General features: G+C 68.2%; 18 protein-coding genes. 10 read left to right on the forward strand and 8 right to left on the reverse strand.

Annotation, left to right across the window (positions count from 1 at the left end; all coding sequences use genetic code 11):
- Nucleotides 1–64: 64 nt before the first annotated feature.
- Together PSPA7_RS08615 and PSPA7_RS08620 are read left to right on the forward strand one after the other, a co-directional pair.
- The gene (locus PSPA7_RS08615) at nt 65–520 is read left to right on the forward strand and encodes a DMT family transporter (protein ID WP_003155646.1); all 456 of its coding nucleotides are present in this window, start codon (nt 65–67) and stop codon (nt 518–520) included.
- A 228-nt stretch (nt 521–748) separates the two neighbouring features.
- On the forward strand, nt 749–2,827 hold the full coding sequence (locus PSPA7_RS08620; RefSeq protein ID WP_012074913.1) for a phosphocholine-specific phospholipase C: 2,079 nt from the start codon (nt 749–751) through the stop codon (nt 2,825–2,827).
- A 37-nt stretch (nt 2,828–2,864) separates the two neighbouring features.
- On the opposite strand, the gene PSPA7_RS08625 is transcribed toward PSPA7_RS08620, so the two are convergent.
- The 5 genes from PSPA7_RS08625 to PSPA7_RS08645 form a co-directional block, all read right to left on the reverse strand.
- Nucleotides 2,865–3,593, reverse strand: coding sequence for a hypothetical protein (locus tag PSPA7_RS08625; RefSeq protein ID WP_012074914.1), 729 nt, complete (start codon nt 3,591–3,593; stop codon nt 2,865–2,867).
- 113 nt (nt 3,594–3,706) lie between these two features.
- Nucleotides 3,707–4,477 (reverse strand): phosphonate ABC transporter, permease protein PhnE, encoded by a 771-nt coding sequence (gene phnE, locus PSPA7_RS08630; protein WP_012074915.1) that lies wholly within the window; start codon nt 4,475–4,477, stop codon nt 3,707–3,709.
- Entirely contained in the window at nt 4,474–5,307 is an 834-nt protein-coding gene (locus PSPA7_RS08635; RefSeq protein WP_012074916.1) for a PhnE/PtxC family ABC transporter permease, read from the reverse strand. The genes phnE and PSPA7_RS08635 overlap by 4 nt, the downstream gene beginning before the upstream one ends.
- Nucleotides 5,301–6,104, reverse strand: coding sequence for a phosphonate ABC transporter ATP-binding protein (locus PSPA7_RS08640; protein ID WP_012074917.1), 804 nt, complete (start codon nt 6,102–6,104; stop codon nt 5,301–5,303). Before PSPA7_RS08640 ends, PSPA7_RS08635 begins: the two co-directional genes overlap by 7 nt.
- Nucleotides 6,101–6,958 carry a putative selenate ABC transporter substrate-binding protein gene (locus PSPA7_RS08645; protein WP_012074918.1) on the reverse strand — a complete coding sequence of 286 codons (858 nt, stop codon included), beginning with the start codon at nt 6,956–6,958 and terminating at the stop codon, nt 6,101–6,103. The genes PSPA7_RS08640 and PSPA7_RS08645 overlap by 4 nt, the downstream gene beginning before the upstream one ends.
- Before the next feature lie 148 nt (nt 6,959–7,106).
- Between PSPA7_RS08645 and PSPA7_RS08650 the strand changes: the two genes are divergently transcribed.
- Nucleotides 7,107–7,997, forward strand: coding sequence for an NAD(P)-dependent oxidoreductase (locus tag PSPA7_RS08650; RefSeq protein ID WP_012074919.1), 891 nt, complete (start codon nt 7,107–7,109; stop codon nt 7,995–7,997).
- Between the two features lie 3 nt (nt 7,998–8,000).
- Here the strand turns inward: PSPA7_RS08650 and PSPA7_RS08655 are convergent, their stop codons facing one another.
- Complete coding sequence (locus PSPA7_RS08655; protein ID WP_012074920.1) at nt 8,001–10,181, reverse strand: putative bifunctional diguanylate cyclase/phosphodiesterase; 2,181 nt, start codon at nt 10,179–10,181, stop codon at nt 8,001–8,003.
- Nucleotides 10,182–10,500: 319 nt separating this feature from the next.
- On the opposite strand from PSPA7_RS08655, the gene PSPA7_RS08660 reads away from it, so the two are divergent.
- Nucleotides 10,501–12,156, forward strand: coding sequence for a phosphoethanolamine transferase (locus tag PSPA7_RS08660; protein WP_012074922.1), 1,656 nt, complete (start codon nt 10,501–10,503; stop codon nt 12,154–12,156).
- 67 nt (nt 12,157–12,223) lie between these two features.
- Here PSPA7_RS08660 and uspN read toward each other — a convergent pair whose 3' ends face one another.
- Together uspN and rapA are read right to left on the reverse strand one after the other, a co-directional pair.
- A complete protein-coding gene (gene uspN / locus PSPA7_RS08665; RefSeq protein ID WP_003091672.1) occupies nt 12,224–12,679 on the reverse strand; it encodes a universal stress protein UspN in 456 nt (151 codons plus the stop codon).
- A gap of 266 nt (nt 12,680–12,945) precedes the next feature.
- Nucleotides 12,946–15,798: an RNA polymerase-associated protein RapA gene (rapA, locus tag PSPA7_RS08670; RefSeq protein WP_170870639.1), complete on the reverse strand. Its 2,853-nt coding sequence runs from the start codon at nt 15,796–15,798 to the stop codon at nt 12,946–12,948.
- A gap of 227 nt (nt 15,799–16,025) precedes the next feature.
- On the opposite strand from rapA, the gene PSPA7_RS08675 reads away from it, so the two are divergent.
- From PSPA7_RS08675 to PSPA7_RS08695, 6 genes are all read left to right on the forward strand, one after another.
- Complete coding sequence (locus tag PSPA7_RS08675; RefSeq protein ID WP_012074925.1) at nt 16,026–16,334, forward strand: hypothetical protein; 309 nt, start codon at nt 16,026–16,028, stop codon at nt 16,332–16,334.
- Between the two features lie 52 nt (nt 16,335–16,386).
- Nucleotides 16,387–16,989 carry an alpha-ketoglutarate-dependent dioxygenase AlkB family protein gene (locus PSPA7_RS08680; protein ID WP_012074926.1) on the forward strand — a complete coding sequence of 201 codons (603 nt, stop codon included), beginning with the start codon at nt 16,387–16,389 and terminating at the stop codon, nt 16,987–16,989.
- Nucleotides 16,986–17,147 carry a hypothetical protein gene (locus tag PSPA7_RS32380; RefSeq protein WP_012074927.1) on the forward strand — a complete coding sequence of 54 codons (162 nt, stop codon included), beginning with the start codon at nt 16,986–16,988 and terminating at the stop codon, nt 17,145–17,147. Before PSPA7_RS08680 ends, PSPA7_RS32380 begins: the two co-directional genes overlap by 4 nt.
- A gap of 246 nt (nt 17,148–17,393) precedes the next feature.
- Complete coding sequence (ccoM, locus tag PSPA7_RS32895) at nt 17,394–17,507, forward strand: cytochrome c oxidase subunit CcoM (protein WP_003091657.1); 114 nt, start codon at nt 17,394–17,396, stop codon at nt 17,505–17,507.
- 213 nt (nt 17,508–17,720) lie between these two features.
- Entirely contained in the window at nt 17,721–19,715 is a 1,995-nt protein-coding gene (locus PSPA7_RS08690; RefSeq protein ID WP_012074928.1) for an FUSC family protein, read from the forward strand.
- Nucleotides 19,702–19,905, forward strand: a complete 204-nt coding sequence (locus PSPA7_RS08695; RefSeq protein WP_012074929.1) for a DUF1656 domain-containing protein — start codon at nt 19,702–19,704, stop codon at nt 19,903–19,905. Before PSPA7_RS08690 ends, PSPA7_RS08695 begins: the two co-directional genes overlap by 14 nt.
- Nucleotides 19,906–19,910 lie beyond the last annotated feature (5 nt).

The raw sequence follows: 19,910 nt of genomic DNA on the forward strand, positions 1-19,910 counted from the left end.
CCATTCGTGAAGTGGATAGCAAAAACTTCTCGCCAGAGGCAATGGCCGGACCAGGAGAAACTGCATGCCCAATTATCTGATGGTACTGATGGCCGTTTCGGTGGGCGGCATGGTGGTGCTGCAGGCCGGCAGCAACGCCTTGCTCGGAAGGCTGCTCGGCCACCCGCTGAGCGCCAGCCTGACCTCGCTCGGGGTCAGTCTCGGGGTGGTCAGCCTTGGCCTGCTGCTGGTGCGGGTGCCGCTGCCGGCTGCCGCCAGCCTCGGCGCCGCACCCTGGTGGAGTTGGCTCGGCGGGCTGTTCGGCGCGGCCTACCTGACGGTGGCGATCCTGGTCGCGCCGCGCCTGGGCGGCGCCACTTTCATCGCTTGCGTGGTGGCCGGGCAGATGCTGGTCTCGGCGCTCTGCGACCAGTTCGGCTGGGCCGGCTTCCCGGTGCGGCGGTTGTCCTGGGAGGGGCATCTCGGCCTGGCGCTGGTGGTGGCGGGAGTACTGCTCCTGCAATGGCGGGGAAGGCTGTAGGAATGGCATCGCCAGGGCTGTCAAGGGGAATCTGGCCTAGACCAAAATCTTCATCTGAAACTGTGACAAGGTTGGCATGAATAGTTGTTGCAAAGCGTGTTGAAACCAAAGCTTCTTTTTCCCTCACTAGCGTCGTCGGGGTTCGAACAGCTTGCTGCCGAGTGAGCCTGCGGGCGTCACGGATGCGCTCGGCAGCCCTGTGTCACACCCAGACCTGGTGAGTCCCCGATGATTTCGAAAAGCAGAAGAAGCTTCATCCGCCTGGCCGCCGGCACGGTCGGCGCCACCGTCGCCAGCAGCATGCTGCCGCCAAGCATCCAGGCGGCCCTGGCGATTCCCGCGCAGCGCCGGCATGGCAATCTCAAGGACGTCGAGCACGTAGTGATCCTGATGCAGGAAAACCGGTCCTTCGACCATTACTTCGGCACCCTCAAGGGCGTCCGCGGCTTCGGCGACCGCATGCCGATCCCGCTGCCCGACGGCCAGCGGGTCTGGCACCAGAAGGGCAGCAAGGGCGAGATCCTGCCCTACCACTTCGACACCAGCACCACCAGCGCCCAGCGCGTCGACGGCACCCCGCACACCTGGCCGGATGCCCAGCAGGCCTGGAACGAAGGGCGCATGGACAAGTGGCTGCCGGCCAAGACCGAGCGCTCCCTGGGCTACTACAAGGAACAGGACATCGCCTTCCAGTTCGCGATGGCCAACGCCTTCACCATCTGCGACGCCTATCACTGCTCGTTCCAGGGCGGCACCAACCCCAACCGCCTGTTCCTCTGGACCGGCACCAACGACCCGCTCGGCCAGCACGGCGGCCCGGTGACCACCAACGACCACGACAGCAACGGCCCGGTGGAGCAGGGCTACACCTGGACCACCTATCCCGAGCGCCTGCAGGCCGCCGGCATCAGCTGGCGGGTCTACCAGGACATGGCCGACAACTTCTCCGACAACCCGCTGATCGGCTTCCGCCAGTACCGCGGCGCGGCGCCCGACTCGCCGCTGATCGTCAACGGCCTGAGCACCTGGAAGCTCGACGCGCTGAAACGCGACGTGCTGGCCAACGCCCTGCCGCAGGTGTCCTGGATCGTCGCCCCGGCCAAGTACTCCGAGCATCCCGGCCCGTCCAGCCCGATCTGGGGCGCCGAGTACACCTCCTGGGTACTCGACGCGCTGACCGCCAACCCGGAGGTCTGGAGCAAGACCGCGCTGCTGGTGATGTTCGACGAGAACGACGGCTTTTTCGACCACGTCGCACCGCCGGCCGCGCCGAGCCTGAACAAGGACGGCACGCTGCGCGGCAAGACCACCGCCGACGCCACCCTCGAATGGCACACCAAGGGCGATATCCGTTATCGCAACCAGCCCTACGGCCTCGGCCCGCGGGTGCCGATGTACGTGATCTCGCCGTGGAGCAAGGGCGGCTGGGTCAACTCCCAGGTGTTCGACCATACCTCGGTGATCCGCTTCCTGGAGCAGCGCTTCGGGGTCATGGAGCCGAACATCAGTCCCTGGCGTCGTGCCGTCTGCGGCGACCTGACCTCGGCGTTCAACTTCGCCAACCCGAACGACGAGCCGTTCCCCGAACTGCCCGACACCAGCCAGGCCGACGCCATCGTCGCCAGCCAGATCAAGCTGCCGAAGCCGAAGCCGCCGGCGGTGGCCGCCATGCCCAGGCAGGAAATGGGCATCCGCCCGGCGCGCGCCTTGCCCTACGAACTCGGCGTGCACGCGCGCTACCGCAGCGGCGGAGACGCGCTGAGCCTGACCTTCGCCAACACCGGCAAGGCCGGCGCGGTGTTCCAGGTGTTCGACCTGCTCGATAGCGAGAGCCCGCCGAAACGCTACACCGTCGGCGCGCGCAAGCGCCTGCACGACAGCTTCCAGGGTGACGCCAGCGGCGACTACCACCTCGAGGTGCACGGTCCGAACGGTTTCCTCCGGGTCTTCCGCGGCAACCTGCGGCGCGACCTGGCGGAGCGCAAGGCGCCGCTGCCGGAGGTGCGGATCGACTACGAGCCGTTGTTCGGCAACCTGCGCGTGCAACTGATCAACCGTGGCCGCCATCCGGTCAAGCTGACGATCAAGGACAACGTCTATCGCCAGGGCGAGCGGCGTACCGTCAACGTGCCGCCGGGACAGCGCCGGGAAGTCCGCTATTCGCTGCGCAGCAGCGGCAACTGGTACGACTTCAGCGTCAGCGCGCAAGGTACGGAAAGCTTCCTCCGGCGCTTCAGCGGGCGCATGGAGGATGGGCGTTCCGGCTTCAGCGACCCGGGCATGGGGCTGGGCACGCTGACCTTCTGAAGCCGCGCGGGCCCGCCATGGCGGCGGGCCCTTGCGCTCAGTCGCGATAGCGCGGCGGCGGCGCGTAGCCGGGGCTGTCCTGGCGGTCGGCGGGAAATGCCTGCGGACCGTCGGCCGGCGCCTCGCGGCCGCTGGCCGGGGCGTCCAGCTCGAACAGGGCCACGCCGATCACGCCGAGGTTGCGGCTGTCGCCGGCGGCACTGTTGCTGGCGTAGGCATCCTCGGGATTGGCGAAGCGGAACGCCGCGACTTCCCGCGTGCTCTTGCGGAAGCCCTCGATCACCAGGCTGGCGCCCGGTTCCAGCACATAGCCACGGTTCTTCAGGCTGCCCGGCTGGCCGTTGAGCACGTCCAGGCCGTCCACCGTGGAGACCACTTCGTAGGTCGCGCTGCCGAGGTTGTTCAACCACAGACGGTAGCGCTGGCCGTCGCGGCCCTGCAATTGCAGGGTGCTGCGGTGCTGCACCAGGTCGAACTTGCCACCGTCTTCGTCGAGCACCGCGAAACCCACCCGGCCCTTGGCCAGGGGCAATTCCTTGAGGGCCCGGCCGTCGAAGCGACGCGCGCTGTAGAACACCTGGCGGCGATCGACCGGCTGCTCCGAGACACGCCGCAGGGCCACCGAAGTGACCGGGGAGGCGACGCCTTCGCCCCACTGGGTGCCGAGTCGCTGGTTGGCCGGCGCCCCGGCCTGCTGCTGCGGCAGGCTGCAACCGCCGAGGGCCAGCAGGCCCAGCAGTAATACGGATGACAGTGTTTTGCGCATTGGCTTTTTCCTCTCCCTGGACAAGTGGAGGCGGGGCGCCTCCGTGATGGCTCTGACCACCACCGAGGATGGATCTTCGACGCGAGCCGAAAAAATTTCCCCGGCGCCGCTGGCTACTGGCTGACCCAGCGCTGCCGAGCCCAGGCGCTCAGGCTGTCGACCCCGAGCACCAGCACCAGCATGGCCAGGATCACCGTGGCGGCCTGGGCCTGCTGGAACAGGCTCAGGCTGAAATAGAGCATCTGCCCGAGCCCGCCGGCGCCGACGAAACCGAGCACGCTGGCCATGCGGATATTGTTCTCCCAGCGGTACAGGGTATAGGCCACCAGTTGCGGCCAGACGCCCGGCAGGGTGCCATAGAGGAATGCCGCGACGCGTCCGCTGCCGGCCAGGCGCAGGGCCTCGGCGGGTTGCGCCGGGGTGTTTTCCAGGGCTTCGGCGAACAGTCGGCCGAGCACGCCGCCGGTGTGCAGCGCCAGGGCCAGGGTTCCGGCGTTCGGCCCGAGCCCGGCCGCCAGCACCATCAGTGCTCCCCAGACCAGTTCCGGCACCGCGCGCAGCGCGTTGAGCAGCAATCGCGCCAGGCTCTGCGCCGGCACGCCGAAGCGTCCCGCCGCCGGCAGCGCGAACAGCAGGCCGAGAAGTGCCGCCAGCAGGGTGCCGATGGCCGACATGGCCAGGGTTTCCAGCAGGCCCCGGCCGATCGCCGCGAGGTGCGGGGCGGACAGGTCGGGCGGGAAGAATTCGCTGGCGTAGCCGGCCATCTGGCCCAGCCCCTTGGCGCTGAACAGGCCGCCGGCATCCACCTCCAGGTAGGCGAACGAGGCGCCCACCGCGACCAGGAGCAGCAGTGGCCAGAACAGCAGGCGCCAGGCCCGGCTCATGCCAGCCTCCCGCGCAGGAAGCGGCTCAGCAGGTCGGCCAGGAGCACCAGCAGGAGGAAGGTCAGCAGGATGCTGGCGACCTCGCCGCCGGCGAACATCCGCAGCGACAGGTCGATCTGCTGGCCGAGGCCGCCGGCACCGACGAAGCCCATCACCACCGAGGCGCGGACCGCGCATTCCCAGCGATAGACGGTGTAGGAAATCATTTCCCCGGCGGCGTTCGGCAGCACCCCGTAGGCGAACGCTGCCAGCCGCGATCCGCCGCCCAGCAGCAGGGCGCGGGTCGGGCGTGGGTCCACCGACTCGAAGATTTCCGCATAGACCTTGCCGAGCATGCCGGCATAGGTAATGGCGATGGCCAGCACCCCGGCGGTCGGACCCAGGCCCACGGCGCGGACGAACAGCAGTGCCCAGACGATTTCCGGCACGCTGCGCAGGAGGATCAGCAGGCCACGCACCGGCCAGCGCAGCGCCCGTGCCCACCAGGCCGGCAGGCCGCCGCGCGGCAGGGCCGAAAGCGACAGCGCGCGGGTCGCCAGCAGCGCGGCGGGAAACGCCAGGAGCCAGGCCAGGGCCATGCCGGCGGTGGCGATGGCCAGGGTTTCCAGGGTGGCGCGGCCGAGCAGGGCGAGGAACTCGGGATCGTGTGCCGGCGGCCAGAAGCCGGCGAGGAAGTTACCCATGGTGCGCGCATTGTCGCCGTTGAACAGGCCGGGAATGTCCAGTTCGCTGAGGCGCAGGCCAGGCCAGAGCAGCAGCACGGCGACCAGGGTCAGCAGCAGGCGCGGCAGGGCGGCGGGGTCGCGCGGCGGAGAAGCGCTGTTCAGCATCGCGGGATGTGCACCACGGCGGGTTCGCTGGCCGGGCTGGCGCGCTCGGCCTGTAGCTGTTCGTTGGCGTAGAGGGCGTCCAGCGCGGCGCGGTCGACCTCGGTGGCGGGCAGGTCGAAGGCGATGCGCCCGGCGCGGATGCCGATCACCCGGGGGAAGTGCGCCAGCGCCAGGTCCACCGCGTGCAGGCTGGCCAGCAGGGTGCTGCCGCGCGCGGCGGCTTCGCGATTGAGCAGGGCCAGGGTATGCCCGGCGAGCACCGGGTCCATGGCCGATACCGGTTCGTCGGCGAGGATCAGCTCGGCGCGCTGGTAGAGCACGCGGGCGATGCCGACCCGCTGCAACTGCCCGCCGGAAAGCTGGTCGCAGCGCTGGAACAGCTTGTCGCCGAGATCCAGGCGTTGCAGGGCGTCGTGGGCGCCGCCGCGGTCCAGCGGATAGACCAGGCTGGCCAGGCTCTTCCACAGCGGCCACTGGCCGAGGCGCCCGGCCAGCACCGCGCTGACCACCCGCTGCCGTGGCGGCAGCGGCGGCGCCTGGTGGACTAGGCCGATGCGTGCGCGCAGTCGCTGGCGGGCGCCGGCGGACAGCGACCAGGGGTTCTCGCCGAGCAGCTCGACGCGGCCGGCGCTGGGCCGCCACTGGCTGGCGAGCACCCGCAGCAGGCTGGTCTTGCCGGCGCCGGAAGGACCGATCAGGGCTACCCGCTCGCCGGGCGCCAGGCGCAGGCGGATGTCGGCGAGGGCGCGCTGGCCGTCGGCGTGGACCAGGCCCACGCCGTCGAGACTCAGGCTCACTTCAGCAGGCCGGCGGCGCGTGCGGATTCCTCGATGCCTTTGTAGTTGTCCGGGTTGGTCTCGATGAAGCGGCTGGCGGCCTGCAGGTCGAGAATCTCCTTGTCGGCCGGTTTCGCCGGATCGAGGGCGAGGAAGGCCTGCTCGATCTTCTCGGCCAGGGCCGGCTCAAGGTTGCCGCGCACGGTCCAGTTGTAGTCGTAGTAGGTCGGGGTGGTGGCGAAGACCTTGACCTTGGTGGTATCGACCTTGCCGCTGTCGACCAGCTTCTGCCAGACCGAGGCGTTCAGCACGCCGGCGTCGACCTTGCCGGCCTGGACCCAGGCCACGGTGGCGTCGTGGGCGCCGGAGTAGGCGACGCGGGAGAAGAACTGCTCGGGGACGATGCCGTCCTTCTGCATGAAGTAGCGCGGCATCAGGCTGCCCGAGGTGGAGGAGACCGAGCCGAAGGCGAAGGTCTTGCCCTTCAGGTCCTGCAGGGACTTCACCCGGGGATCGGCGGTGATGAATTTGCTGGTGAACTGCTGGTCCTGCTCGCGCTGCACCAGGGGAATGGCGTTGCCGGTCTTCAGCCGCGCCTGGACGAAGGTGAAGCCGCCCAGCCAGGCCATGTCCAGGCGGTCGGCGGCCAGCGCCTCGACCACCCCGGCGTAGTCGGCCACCGGGACGAACTTCACCGGCATGCCCAGCTGCTGCTCCAGGTAGGCGCCGAGCGGCTTGAACTTGCGCAGCAGTTCGGTGGGCGCCTCGTCGGGGATCGCCGAGACCTTCAGTTCCTTCAGGGTTTCGGCGTGGGCGAGCGCGGCGGACAGGGACAGGGCGATGCCGGCGGCGAGCGCCAGGGAGCGTTTCAGCATGGGAGAGTTCTCCGGTTCAATGGCGGAAAAAACCCGGGGATTATAGTGGCGCGCGGTCCGCTTGGGCAGCCGTCGCGGCGTTGCTCGACGGCGCCGCGGGGGTAAGATGGCGCTCCCCGTGCCCATTCGCTGCGTATTGGAGTCCGCCATGTCCGCTTCCCTGCCTTCCCTTGCCTTCGCCGGTCTCGGCCTGATGGGCGTGCCCATGTGCCGCCGGCTGCTGGCCGCCGGCTATCCGCTGGCGGTCTGGAACCGTTCGCCGGGCAAACGCGAGCTGCTGGCGGCCGAGGGGGCGAAAGCCGTCGAAGTCCCGGCCGACCTGGCCGCCGACGCGGAGATCCTGATGCTTTGCCTGGCCGATACGGCGGCGGTGCGCGAAGTGGTGTTCGGCAGCGGCGGCATCGTCGAGAAAGGCAGGCCCGGACAGTTGCTGGTGGATTTCTCCAGCGCCGAGCCGGCCGCCACCCGCGCGATGGCCGCCGAACTGGAGGCGCACTGCGGCATGCGCTGGGTCGACGCGCCGGTCTCCGGCGGTACGCCGGGTGCGGAAAGCGGCAGCCTGGCGATCATGGCCGGCGGTCGCGAAGCGGACATCGGGCGCCTGCGGCCGGTCCTCGCGCACCTCGGCCAGCGCCTGACGCGCATGGGCGAGGTCGGCGCCGGGCAGGTGACCAAGGTCTGCAACCAGATGATCGTCGCCTGCAACGCCCTGGTGATCGCCGAGGTGGTGGCGCTGGCGGAGAACGCCGGGGTCGATGCCAGCCTGATCGCGCCGGCGCTGGCCGGCGGCTTCGCCGACTCGAAGCCGTTGCAGATCCTCGCCCCGCAGATGGCCGAGAGCCGCTACGAGCCGGTCAGGTGGCACGTGCGGACCCTGCTCAAGGATCTCGATACGGCGGTGAAGCTGTCCCGCGAGCAAGGCGCGGCCACGCCGATGAGCGGACTGGCCGCGCAACTGATGCGCCTGCACGGCAGCCGGGGCTACCTCGAGCGCGACCCGGCGACCCTGGTCGAACAGTACCGTGCCGGCGACCAATGAGCCTCAGGCCTGGTCCAGGCTGCACAGCGGCGGGGTGGTGTCGAGCCGGTAGGCGCGGAGGAATTCCTCCAGCGCGGCCAGCGGCAGCGGCCGGCTGAACAGGTAGCCCTGCACCAGCTCGCAATGGTTTTCCCGCAGGAACGCCAGCTGCTGTGGGGTTTCCACGCCTTCGGCGACGACCTTCAGGTGCAGTTTCTGGGCCATCGCGATGATCGCCTGGGCGATCTCCATGTCGCGCTGCGAGGCGGGGATGTCCATGATGAACGAGCGGTCGACCTTCAGCGCGTCCAGCGGCAGGCGGCGCAGGTAGGCGAGCGACGAATAGCCGGTGCCGAAGTCGTCGATCGACAGGCTGACGCCCAATTCGCGCAGGCGCTCCAGCAGCGGGATGGTCTGGTCGATGTTGTACATCAGCGCGTCCTCGGTCACCTCCAGCTCGAGGAAATGCGCGGCCAGATCGGCCTGCTCAAGGGCATGGCGGACTTCATCGACCAGGCTGGCGCGGCCGAGGTTGCTGGCGCAGCAGTTGACCGCCACGCGCAGCCGCGCATGGCCCGCCAGGTGCAGGCCACGCAGGTCGCGGCAGGCGCGCCGCAGGACCCAGTCGTCGAGCTGGTCGATCATGCCGTTGGCTTCGGCCAGGCCGATGAAGCGGTCCGGGCCGAGCAGCCCCTGGCTCGGGTGGCGCCAGCGCACCAGGGCTTCCAGCTGGTGCACCTCGCCGTCGGCGAGGGCGAGGATCGGCTGGTAATGCAGCTCCAGCTGGTCGTCGCACAGGGCCTGGCGCAGTTCTTCCTCCATCTGCAGTTCCTGGGTCGCCCGCAGCAGCAATTGGCGGCTGAAGAACTGTGCATTGTTGCGCCCGCAGGACTTGGACTGATGCAGGGCGAGTCCGGCGTTCTTCAGCAGTTCCTCGCACTGTTCGCCATCGTTGGGGTAGAGGCTGACGCCGATGCTGGCGGTCATCACCAGGGTGCGGCCGTCGAGGGCGATCGGCTCCTTCATCTTCTGCAGCAGGCGCTGCGAGAGAATGTGCGCCTCATGGTCCTGGGCGAGGTCGGCGAGCACGCAGAACTCGTCGCCGGCGAAGCGCGCCACCACATCGGTATCGCGCAGCACGCTACGGATGCGTTCGGAGACGATCTTCAGCAGTTCGTCGCCGGAGTCGTGGCCGAGCGAATCGTTGATCCGCTTGAAGTGATCCAGGTCGAGGAACATCACTGCCAGGCCTTTGCCCCGCAGCTGGCAGTTCTGCAGGTGCTGGGCGAACACTTCGTTGAAGGCCGTGCGGTTCTGCAGGCCGGTCAGGGCGTCATAGCGGGCCAGCTGGCGCAGCGAGGCGTGGGCGTGGTCGAGCTGGTTGAGCAGGGCGTTGACCCGGCTGTTTTCGCTGAGCTGGCGTTCCCGCTGTTTCTCCGACCAAGCGGCCGAGATGCCGCAGGCGGCGATGGCGCTGGCGAGCAGTCCGGTGAGCCAGCCCAGACGCAGCGAGTCGGCGCTGGCCTGCAGTTCCAGTGGCGTGCCGGCGGGTACGCTGAGCACCAGCGCGGCCATCCCGGTGAAATGCATGGCGGCGATGGCGCCGGCCAGCAGCAGGCTGGCGACCAGCTTCATGTAGCGGTAGCGCGCGCTGCGCCGGCCGCGCAGGTAGGGGACCGCGGCGAGGGCGGTGAAGGCGGCGCCGATGGCGATCAGCACCGAAAGGGTGAACAGCGATGGCTGGTAGTACTGGGTGGCCACCGAGCGCATCGCCGCCATCCCGGTGTAGTGCATGGCGGCGATCCCCAGGCCGATGCAGCAGGCGGCGAGCAGGCAGGGCAGCAGGCCGAAGCGCGGGCGGGCGGTCATGTACATCGCCAGGTAGGAGGCGGCGATGGCGATCAGCAGCGACAGGCCGGTGACCGGCAGGTCGTAGCGCAGGGCGACCGGTGCGTGGAACGCCAGCATGGCGACGAAATGCGTGGCCCAGATGCCGCTGCCCAGGCAGAACGCCCCGATCCATTGCCAGCGGCGTGGGTGGCGCAGGCTGTTGCCGACCCGTTCGACCATGTCCAGCGCGGTGTAGCCGGCCAGGCAGGCGACCAGGAAGGCCAGCGCCACCAGCGAGGGAGCATAGGTGCAGTTCTGCAGGACATAGCCATCGACGGGAGACTCTCCGATGAAGCGCAGGCCTTGCCAATCCATAGCGGTGTCTCCCGGGACACGTGGGGCCCGCGCACGGCGCGGGCTTGGGGGTGGCATTGTGCTTCCAGTATAGATAGCGCGCGCCGCCTGCAAGGGCCGGCTGCAACGAAGTCGACGGCCGCCGACATACGGGCTGCTTTCAGTATTTTCCTAGGGGCTAAAGGGATAGCTGCCATTGTTCGGGGCTCACCGCCACGGGCATGATCGCAGCGCCTCCAGGGGTTAGCGGGGCTTCACGAAATTTTGACCAGGCGCCCGATAGAGTTCGGGCGCCCCGCCACGGGGGTGGCGTGGTTCGTTCTGTTCAGGAGTTGCTTCAATGGGTGGGGGTCTCAAGCGTTTCTTGCCGGTCATCGGTTCGACCCGGCTGGTGATGTTGTTCGCGCTGGTTCTGGTGGTGTTCTACAACGCGGCGACCTGGAAGGCCCTGCATGGCCTGGTGCCGCTGCAGGGCCTGAAGGGCTTCGCCTTCTTCGCTTCGTTCGCGGTGTTCCTGTGGGCGGCCTTCACCCTGCTGCTCACCCTGGTTTCGTTCCGCCCGTTGCTCAAGCCGGTCCTGACCCTGGTCGCCCTGTGCTCGGCCGGGGCGACCTACTTCATGGGCAGCTACGGCATCAGCATCGACACGGTGATGGTGCAGAACGTCTTCGAGACCAACGCCACCGAGGCCGGCGACCTGGTCAACCCGACCCTGCTCGGCTACCTGCTGCTGCTCGGTGTCCTGCCATCGCTGCTGGTCTGGCTCTGGCCGGTGCGCTACCGGTCGTTCTTCCGCGGCCTGCTGAACAAGATCCTGACGATCGCCGGTTGCCTGCTGATCGTCGCGGTGATGGTAGGCAGCTTCTATTCCACCTACGCGCCGATCTTCCGCGAGGAAGACAAGCTGACCCACTTCATCAACCCGACCAACTATATCTACGCCGTCGGCAAGTACGCCAAGCAGCGCCTGGTGATCAAGGAGCACCTGGTGGTCGAGCCGATCGGCCTGGATGCCCGCCAGGCGCCGGCGGCGCTGCAGCGGGAGAAGAAATCGCTGCTGGTGTTCGTGGTCGGCGAGACCGCCCGTGCCGATCATTTCTCGTTGAACGGCTATGCCCGCGAGACCAACCCGGAACTGAAGAAGCAGGACATCCTCAATTTCACCCAGGTCCATTCCTGCGGCACTTCCACCGCGGTCTCGGTGCCCTGCATGTTCTCCCAGTACCCGCGCGAGGATTACAGCGACAAGAAGGCCAAGACCCACGAGGGCCTGCTGGACATCCTCCAGCGCGCCGGGGTGCAGGTGCTGTGGCTGGAGAACAACAGCGACTGCAAGGGCACCTGCCTGCGGGTGCCCAACCGGGACATCCCGAAGACCCAGCCGAGCCCGTTCTGCGACGGCAGGAACTGCCTGGACGAGTCGCTGCTGGTGGGCCTGCAGGAGTACATCGACGGGCTGAAGGACAACGCCATCATCGTTCTGCATTCCGACGGCAGCCACGGCCCGGAGTACTACGAGCGCTACCCGAAGGAGATGGAGCGCTTCCAGCCGGTATGCCGGACCAACCAGCTCGGCAGTTGCAGCAAGGAGGAACTGGTCAATGTCTACGACAACACCATCCTCTATACCGACCACTTCCTGTCGCAGGTGATCGAACTGCTCAAGCGCAACGCCGACAAGCGTGACACGGCGATGATCTACGTCTCCGACCATGGCGAATCGCTGGGCGAGAACGGCGTCTACCTGCACGCCGCGCCCTATTCGATAGCGCCCCAGGCGCAGATCCACGTGCCGATGGTCATGTGGTTCGCCCCGCAGGCGTTGGGCAACTGGGGAATCCAGCGCAGTTGCCTGGACGGCAAGCGTGACGAGAAGGGCCTGAGCCACGACAACCTGTTCCATTCGGTGCTCGGCCTGCTGGACGTGCAGACGTCGGTGTACCAGCCGGGCCTGGACATCTTCGCCGGCTGTCGCGCGCCGGGGCCTGCCCAGTGAGCGTCGGGCGTTGAACGAAAAAGGCCGTGGAGGTTTCCCTCCACGGCCTTTTTCATCGGCTTTCGTCTTACTTGTCGCGGACCAGCAGCACCGGGCGCGAGGCCACGCGGATCAGGCCTTCCGCCACGCTGCCAAGCATCAGGCGGCGCATGCCGCGACGGCCATGGGTACCCATGACCACCACGTCGGCATCGCTGGCCTGGGCCTCGAGCTCGATGCGCTCGGCGATTTCCTCGCTGGCGCGCTCCTGGCAGACGCGGTCGAAGGTGGCTCCTTCGACGTTGCTCGCCTCGACCTTCTCGCGGGCCTTGGCCAGGACGTCGTCCGCGGCCTTCAGCGCGGCTTCGCGCAGCGGCTCGGGGTTGTAGTACACCGCGTAGTCGGGGAGGTGGCGCAGCGGGCTGTCGACGATGGTGATGACGCGCAGCTTGCCGCCGCTGAGGCCGGCCAGCTTGATGGCCTCTTCCAGGGCTCGGTCGGAGACCGGGCTGCCGTCCACGGCTACCAGAATGCGATCGTACATAAGGTGTCCCTCCAGAGTGAGTGTCCGCCCGCCGGGCGTTCTTGAAACTTCAAGGACACTGTAGTCCCTCGTGGGGAGCGGACCTTTGCCGGAGGTCAATAAGTCGCAGGGCGACCGTTGCGATTCCGCCGCAACGTCCAGTCTTCGGCCCGGCGAGGGCCTGGGAACGGGGCGAAGGGGCACCGCGCGGCAGCCGCCGCCGTGGAAATGAAAGAAGCCATGGGGGATGCCCATGGCTTCTTGTCCCGCGCAGCCGTTGCCGGACGTCAGCCGGCGACCAGGATGCGGATCGCCTCCAGGCGCAGGGATGCCTTGTCGAGCAGGGCCAGGCCTTCCTCGCGCTGGGTGCGCAGGCTGTCCAGCTCGCTGTCGCGGACGCTCGGGTTGACCGCCTTGAGGGCGGTCAGGCGCGCCAGTTCCTCGTCCATGGCGGCGGCGAACTGCTGCTTGGCCTTGGCTACGCGTTCCTCATGACGCGGGACGATCTTGCCCTCGGCCACGTCGAACTGCTTGGCCAGCACGTCGCGCTGGGCCTGGACGAACTTGTTGGCGCTGACCCGCGGCACGCTTTCCAACTGGTCGTTGAGGGTTTCCAGGGAAACCCGGGCGGCCAGGTCATTGCCGTTGCCATCGAGCAGGCAGCGCAGCGCCTGCGGCGGCAGCCAGCGGCCGAGCTGGAGGGCGCGCGGCGCGACGGCCTCGCTGACGAACAGCAGTTCGAGCAGCACGGTCCCGGGTTTCAGCGCCTTGTTCTTGATCAGCGCCACCGAGGTATTGCCCATCGAGCCGGACAACACCAGGTCCATGCCGCCCTGCACCATCGGGTGCTCCCAGGTGAGGAACTGCATGTCCTCGCGGGCCAGGGCCTGGGCGCGGTCGTAGGTGATGGTCACGCCTTCGTCGTCGCCGAGGGGGAAGCCGGCGTCGAGCATCTTCTCGCTCGGCTTGAGGATCAGGGCATTTTCCGAATGGTCTTCGCTATGGATGCCGTAGGCGTCGAACAGGCGCTCCATGTAGATCGGCAGGGCGAAGTCGTCGTCCTGCTCCTCGATCGCCTCCACCAGCGCCTCACCTTCGCCGGCACCGCCGGAATTCAGCTCCAGCAGGCGGTCGCGCCCGCTGTGCAGCTCCGCCTCGAGGGCTTCGCGACGGGCGCGGCCTTCGTCGAGCAGCGCCTCCCAGGCCTTGTCCTCGCCGCCGTCGAGCAGCGGCAGCAGGCGCGGGCCGAACTCGTGCTGCAGGGCATTGCCGGTGGGGCAGGTGTTGAGGAAGGCGTTGAGCGCCTGGTGGTACCACTGGAACAGGCGTTGCTGGGCGCTGTTCTCCAGGTGCGGGACATGCAGCTGAATGGTGTGCTGCTGGCCGATCCGGTCGAGACGGCCGATGCGCTGTTCGAGCAGGTCCGGGTGGGCCGGCAGGTCGAACAGCACCAGGTGGTGGGCGAACTGGAAGTTGCGACCTTCGCTGCCGATTTCCGAGCAGATCAGCACCTGGGCGCCGAACTCTTCGTCGGCGAAGTAGGCGGCGGCGCGGTCACGCTCGAGGATGCTCATGCCTTCGTGGAACACCGTGGCGGAGATGCCCGAGCGCAGGCGCAGGGCGTCCTCCAGGTCGAGGGCGGTCTCGGCGTGGGCGCAGATGACCAGGACCTTGAACTGCCTGAGCATCTTGAGGGTATCGATCAGCCACTCGACGCGCGGGTCGAAGCGCCACCAGCGGTTGTTGTCGTCGGCGTCTTCCCACTGCTGCTGGAAGTTGACCTCCGGATACAGGTCCGGGTGCTCGCCGGCGGGCAGCTCCTGGTACTGGCTCGGCATCGGTAGCGGATAGGCGTGCAGCTCGCGCTGAGGGAAGCCCTGCACGGCGGCGCGGGTATTGCGGAACAGCACGCGGCCGGTGCCATGGCGATCGAGCAGTTCGCGGACCAGGCGCGAGCGGGCTTCTTCATCGCCACCCTCGACGCTGGCCAGCAGCTCGTCGCCCTCGCTGCCGAGGAAGCCGTGGATGGCCTGGCGCGCGCCGGCGGAAAGACTGCCGTGGTCGAGCAGTTCCTGCACCGCTTCGGCGACCGGGCGGTATTGCTCGCTTTCCCGGCGGAAGGCCTCGAGGTCATGGAAACGGTTCGGATCGAGCAGGCGCAGGCGCGCGAAGTGGCTGTCCTGGCCGAGTTGCTCCGGGGTCGCGGTGAGCAGCAGGACGCCGGGAATGATCTCCGCCAGTTGTTCGACCAGCGCGTATTCGGCGCTGACCTGGTCCTGGTGCCAGACCAGGTGGTGGGCTTCGTCGACCACCAGCAGGTCCCAGCCGGCGGCGAACAGGGCGTCCTGGGCGCGCTCGTCGTCCTTCAGCCACTCCAGGGCGACCAGGGCCAGCTGGGTGTCCTCGAAGGGGTTGCTGGCATCGCTTTCGGCGAAGCGCTCGCTGTCGAACAAAGCGACCTGCAGGTTGAAGCGCCGACGCATCTCCACCAGCCACTGGTGCTGGAGGTTTTCCGGGACCAGGATCAGCACCCGCCCGGCGCGGCCGGAGAGCAGTTGGCGATGGATGATCAGGCCGGCCTCGATGGTCTTGCCCAGGCCCACTTCGTCGGCCAGCAGGACGCGCGGCGCCATGCGGTCGGCAACTTCGCGGGCGATGTGCAGTTGGTGAGCGATCGGCTGGGCGCGGGCGCCGCCGAGGCCCCAGAGCGACGACTGGAGCAACTGGCTGCGGCGTTCCAGGGTGTGATAGCGCAGGGAGAACCAGGGCAGGGGGTCGATCTGGCCTGCGAACAGGCGGTCGCTGGCGAGGCGGAACTGGATGAAGTTGGAGAGCTGGGTTTCCGGCAGGGTGCGCTGCTCGTTCTGCGCGGTGAGGCCGTGGTAGACCAGCAGGCCTTCGCTTTCCTCGACTTCGCGGACGGTCATCTTCCAGCCCTCGAAGTGCGTCACCTCGTCGCCGGGGGCGAAGCGCACGCGGGTCAGCGGCGCATTGCGCAAGGCGTACTGGCGGGTATCGCCGGTCGCCGGATAGAGCACGGTGAGCAGGCGGCCATCCTGGGCCAGGATGGTCCCCAGGCCCAATTCCGCTTCACTGTCGCTGATCCAGCGTTGCCCCGGTTGATACTGCGCCATGTCCACCTCCCGAAAAAAGCCGAGTATGGTACCGGATCGCAGGGCGTTGAGCGACGGTTGGCGATGGATTGCGCAGGCTGTGAGGACGTTCTCGCAGCGCCATCCGTCGGACCGCTGCCGCTCTGTCCTCAAGCAGGACCCGGAGGCGGCCGACAGCCCTCGTAGAAGAACGCCGCAAACCGGCACGCCGCGAGAACCCCTTGCACGCGGCATTACCCAGAGAGGTCGCCTGCATGCTCCCGCCGATTCCCCAGGGCCTGATACCGGTCACCGTCCAGCAGGACCCGCCCAAGCCCCGGCCGGCCACGCCGCCGGTCGCGCCGACCCAGGCCGGCGCGGGCAGCGATGGCGTCGCCTTGCGCCAGGAGCGTGACGAGGAAAGCTGGCTGGAAGAGGAGTACCGCCGTCGCCAGCGTCGCCAGGGCGGCGGCGCGCAAGCCGGCAGCGAGGACGAGGGCGAGGCGCCGGCCGATGACGCGGCGCAAACCCCCGCGGCGGACGAGCCGCCGCGCAAGGGGCGATTGATCGACATCGAAGTGTAACCCTGGTTTTCCGCGCTTCAGCCACCGGTTCCGGCGTAGTAACCTGCCGCCCATGGACCTGTTCGCCGACGTGCCCCTGACCCTGCCGGACGCCGAGCTGCGCTACCTTCCGCACTGGCTGGAGGCGCCGCTGGCGAGCGCCTGGCTGTTGCGCCTGGAACAGGAGACTCCCTGGGAACAGCCGGTCCTGCGCATCCATGGCGAGGAATACCCGACGCCGCGCCTGGTGGCCTGGTACGGCGACGCCGAAGCCATCTATCGCTATTCCGGCCGGGTCCACCGGCCGTTGCCCTGGACCGCGCTGCTCGGCGAGATCCGCGAACGCGTGGAGCGCGAGGTCGGCCAGCGGGTCAATGGCGTGCTGCTGAACTACTATCGCGACGGCCAGGACTCCATGGGCTGGCACAGCGACGACGAACCCGAGCTGCGCCGCGAGCCGCTGGTCGCCTCGCTGAGCCTCGGCGGCACCCGGCGCTTCGACCTCCGGCGCAAGGGCCAGAGCCGCATCGCCCACTCCCTGGAACTGAGCCATGGCAGCCTGCTGGTCATGCGCGGCGCAACCCAGCATCATTGGCAGCATCAGGTGGCGAAGACCCGTCGCTCCTGCATGCCCCGTTTGAACCTGACCTTCCGCCTGGTGTATCCCCAGCCATGAACGACGACGACAAGGTGATCGACCTCAGCGCCGAGCGCGACAAGCGCATCCACGATGTGCACGAGAAACGCCTGCAGGAGGTGCGCAAGGCCTTCGAACAGGTACTGCCGCTGGGCAAGCCGCGAAAGAAGTCCAAGGGCAAGCCGAAGAAACGCTGAACCTTCCGCCGCCGCGCTCGCCGGCGGCCTCTTCCTGTGGCGACCTGCGCCGATCCGGCGCCTTCCTTCGCTCATCTGCGGCGTCCGACCGCATTCTCCGTCCCGCGAAACTTGACCTGGATCAGTGTCATGCACCTGGCCGAAACGGCCCGTCCGGGCGATTGATCCAGGTCAATATTGCGCCGCCGTGCCTCGCTAATCTGAGCCCATCGAGCAACACCCAACCGGCAACTGGAGGCCATCAACATGTTCATCGACGAAGTGGTTCTCGCAGGGATTCTTACGGTAGGCCTCATGGTCGCTTTCTTCGGTGGGGTCGGTTACTTCATCTGGAAGGATTCCCACAGCCGCAAGGGCTGATCCTTCCCGATACACAGAGCACGCAAGGCACTTAGGGCGACTTCGGTCGCCCGTTTTTTTGTGCCCGCAAAAGCCCGGCCGGCGTACGCCCGGAGGGGATGCTACGAATGGCGCTGGACGATATAGTTAGCAGCCTAATAATATAAGCTGCACATATCGCCGCGACACCCGCCGGCTATCTATGCTGATGTAGACCCCGTTTCGGAAGACTCCGTGCCCATTCACTGGAAGCCGTTCCTGGCACCTTCGACGCTGGCGCTCAAGTTCGCCATCAAGACGCTCCTGGCCGGTGGCCTGGCGTTGTGGTGCGCCTTCCGTTTCGACCTGGAACAGCCGCAGTGGGCGCTGATGACCGTGCTGATCGTGTCCCAGCCGCTGTCCGGCATGGTGGTGGCGAAAGGCCTGTTCCGTCTGCTCGGCACCCTGGTCGGCACCGCCATGTCGGTGCTGATGATCGCGCTGTTCGCCCAGACGCCCTGGCTGTTCCTGCTGGCCATCTCGCTCTGGCTGGGACTCTGCACGGCGGCCTCGACCTCGCTGCGCAACCACATTTCCTATGCCTTCGTACTGGCCGGTTACACGGTAGCGATCATCGGCCTGCCGGCGGTGGACCAGCCGCTGCTGGTCTTCGAGCAGGCGGTGGCGCGCAGCACCGAGATCTGCCTGGGGATCATCTGTGCCTCGGTGGTCAGCGCGATCCTCTGGCCGCAGCGGGTCGAGCAGGACCTCGACAAGCAGGCCCATGCCACCTGGCTGCTGGGCATGCAGGCCGCGCGTGGCGAGATCGACCCGCGCCAGCGCCAGCCGCAGGGGTTGCTCAATGCGTTGAGCAGGATCGTCGAGGTCGATGCGCAACGCGACCACGCCTGGTTCGAAGGCGAGCGCGGGCGGCGCCGGGCCGGGGCGCTGGCGCTGCTGTCGCGCGACCTGCTCAGCCTGTTGCGCACCGCGCGCGGCGTGGCCCGGCAACGGGCGCGGCTGAGCGAAGAGGATGAGCGCCAGGTGGAACGCTGGCTGGCCGCGCTGGCCACCGCCCTGGAGGAGGCCGACCCGGTGTCGATGCAGGCGCTGCGCGAGGAATTGGCACAGGTCGCGGTCGAGCCGCAGTGGAGCAACGACCAGCGCTACCTGCTGACCCGCTGCTCGGTGCTGCTGCTCAAGGCGGTGAACGCCGAGAGGGGCATGCGTGCGGTGGCCAGCGGCGAGATCGCGGGGCGGGTCGGCAGCGCCGGCACCCTGTCCTGGCACCGCGACCTGCAGATGGCGTTGTTCTACGGTGCGCGCAGCGCCCTGGCACTGCTCGGGCTGTCGCTCTACTGGATCCATACCGCCTGGCCGGCGGCGTCCGGCGCGATGCTGCTGGCGGCGGTGGTCTGCAGCCTGTTCGCCAACCGCGACAATGCGGTGGCCATCGGCCTGAGCTTCCTGCGCGGTATCGTCTATGCCATCCCGGCGGCGATGCTGGTCAGCCAGTGGCTGCTGCCGCAGTGGAACGGTTTCCCGCTGCTCTGCCTGGCCATGGGCGTGCCGCTGTTCTTCGCCACCCTGGGCATGGCGGTGCCGGTCACCGCCGGCACCGCCACCTCGTTCGCGATCCATTTCATCGTCCTGGTCGCGCCGCGCAACCAGATGAACTACGACCTCGCGGCGCTGCTCAATTCCGCCCAGGGCGTGCTGATCGGGGTCGGTTTCGCGGTGGTGATCTTCCGCCTGCTGACCTTGCGTCCGGGCTGGCTGACCCGACGTCTGCTCGACGCCACCTGCGTCGACCTCGGCCGCCTGACCCGGCGTCCGCTGGCGCAGGCGGAGAACTGGTTCGGCGGGCGCATGGCCGACCGCCTGCTGCGCCTGGCGCGGCACGCCAACCTGTTGCCGGAGCGGGAGCGCCGGCGCTGGGACGACGGCCTGCTGGCGCTTGACCTGGGCAACGAGCTGATCCACCTGCGGGCCTGCCTGGAGGGTGCGCGGGGTGTCCTGCGCAAGGCGCGCGACCGCTTCCTCGGCGAGCTGGGCGACCTGCTCGAGGCCGGCCCCGACGACCCGCGCGGCGAGCGTCTGGAGCGCATCAGCCAGCCGCTGCGCGAGGCCCTGGAGCGCGACGTCCGCCACGACGACGAGGCCAGCCGCCTGGCGCGCGCGGCCCTGGCGCAGTTGCTGTTCACCTGGCAGCAGTGGTGCCAGCAGGAGGAAGTCCATGAGTCTGCATGAATGGGCCTGGGGCGGCGTCTACCTCAGCCCGCTGTTCGTCTATGCCCTGCTGGCGCTGGCGGCCACCGCCGCGCTGCGGGTGCTGATCCAGAAGACGCCGCTGCGTCGCTGGGTCTGGCACGAGGCGCTGTTCGACTGCGCCCTGTTCATCCTGATGTTGAGTGGCATTACCTGGGCGGCCACGACCTGATTGCG

It is taken from the genome of Pseudomonas paraeruginosa PA7, assembly GCF_000017205.1.
Lineage (GTDB): Bacteria > Pseudomonadota > Gammaproteobacteria > Pseudomonadales > Pseudomonadaceae > Pseudomonas > Pseudomonas paraeruginosa.

Excerpts from the sequence above, each read along its gene's own strand:
- PSPA7_RS08635 (WP_012074916.1), bottom strand. The coding sequence starts at position 5,307 with ATGCTGAACAGCGCTTCTCCGCCGCGCGACCCCGCCGCCCTGCCGCGC.
- PSPA7_RS08695 (WP_012074929.1), top strand. The coding sequence starts at position 19,702 with ATGAGTCTGCATGAATGGGCCTGGGGCGGCGTCTACCTCAGCCCGCTG.
- PSPA7_RS08680 (WP_012074926.1), top strand. The coding sequence starts at position 16,387 with ATGGACCTGTTCGCCGACGTGCCCCTGACCCTGCCGGACGCCGAGCTG.
- PSPA7_RS08615 (WP_003155646.1), top strand. The coding sequence starts at position 65 with ATGCCCAATTATCTGATGGTACTGATGGCCGTTTCGGTGGGCGGCATG.
- ccoM (WP_003091657.1), top strand. The coding sequence starts at position 17,394 with ATGTTCATCGACGAAGTGGTTCTCGCAGGGATTCTTACGGTAGGCCTC.
- PSPA7_RS08625 (WP_012074914.1), bottom strand. The coding sequence starts at position 3,593 with ATGCGCAAAACACTGTCATCCGTATTACTGCTGGGCCTGCTGGCCCTC.
- PSPA7_RS08675 (WP_012074925.1), top strand. The coding sequence starts at position 16,026 with ATGCTCCCGCCGATTCCCCAGGGCCTGATACCGGTCACCGTCCAGCAG.
- phnE (WP_012074915.1), bottom strand. The coding sequence starts at position 4,477 with ATGAGCCGGGCCTGGCGCCTGCTGTTCTGGCCACTGCTGCTCCTGGTC.
- PSPA7_RS08660 (WP_012074922.1), top strand. The coding sequence starts at position 10,501 with ATGGGTGGGGGTCTCAAGCGTTTCTTGCCGGTCATCGGTTCGACCCGG.
- PSPA7_RS32380 (WP_012074927.1), top strand. The coding sequence starts at position 16,986 with ATGAACGACGACGACAAGGTGATCGACCTCAGCGCCGAGCGCGACAAG.
- uspN (WP_003091672.1), bottom strand. The coding sequence starts at position 12,679 with ATGTACGATCGCATTCTGGTAGCCGTGGACGGCAGCCCGGTCTCCGAC.
- PSPA7_RS08655 (WP_012074920.1), bottom strand. The coding sequence starts at position 10,181 with ATGGATTGGCAAGGCCTGCGCTTCATCGGAGAGTCTCCCGTCGATGGC.
- PSPA7_RS08650 (WP_012074919.1), top strand. The coding sequence starts at position 7,107 with ATGTCCGCTTCCCTGCCTTCCCTTGCCTTCGCCGGTCTCGGCCTGATG.
- PSPA7_RS08645 (WP_012074918.1), bottom strand. The coding sequence starts at position 6,958 with ATGCTGAAACGCTCCCTGGCGCTCGCCGCCGGCATCGCCCTGTCCCTG.
- PSPA7_RS08620 (WP_012074913.1), top strand. The coding sequence starts at position 749 with ATGATTTCGAAAAGCAGAAGAAGCTTCATCCGCCTGGCCGCCGGCACG.